This is a genomic window from Bartonella sp. MR168JLCBS (assembly GCF_042194175.1).
This window is the reverse complement of the sequence record NZ_JBHIMP010000584.1, coordinates 1-565: the sequence shown is the minus strand read 5'-3', so window position 1 is coordinate 565 and position 565 is coordinate 1. Positions and strand designations below refer to the sequence as shown.

Sequence of the window (565 nt, the reverse complement as noted above, 5' to 3'; positions counted from 1 at the left end):
CCGCATCAATTTTATGTGGACTGGCTGAATTTCCAATCCTTTGAAGAAGAGTTTTCTGCCTCATGGGTTTGTATGGAGCGTTTTGGCAGGTCCCCCAGTTTGCAATTTACCGGCTATGGCAATGATGCAAAAACCATTCATGGCGTTTGGTTTCCAGAAGAATTTGGTGATCGGGTAGCCATTGATGCCATCGCCCAAACCATTCGAAGAGCAAAGCCTGTCCAGATGCTTCGTTGGATCAATGATACGACCTATAGTGTTCTTCTTCATGGACCCGTGGTGATCACCACGATCAATAAAGACCACGACTATATCAGCCGCTCTGGTCAATCACAGCGCATCCGCTATTCCATTAGTCTTTTGCCCTTTTTCAATGGCGGAAAACCGCAAGGACAATACCAGGTGGGACAAACCCAAGTGGGACAAACTCTATGAAGATACCAGAAAAGCATGTTGTTGTAGAGTTAGAGGATATGAGTCTCGATCTTATCTGCTTTCAACATGCCATGGCAGTGTTCAGGGACCGCATCCAAGTTGGGGCACTAAACGGCTATTTAGAAGCCAC

Annotated in this window: 1 protein-coding gene and 1 pseudogene; both read left to right on the top strand. The window is 46.4% G+C overall.

Going from position 1 to position 565, the window contains the following annotated elements; translation table 11 throughout:
* The coding region (locus tag ACFIK8_RS12845; RefSeq protein ID WP_375669642.1) for a phage tail protein at positions 1-435 on the top strand (435 nt) is incomplete at its 5' end.
* A pseudogene (locus tag ACFIK8_RS12840) lies at positions 432-565 on the top strand (phage tail protein); the annotation flags it as partial. The gene ACFIK8_RS12845 and the pseudogene ACFIK8_RS12840, both read left to right, overlap by 4 nt.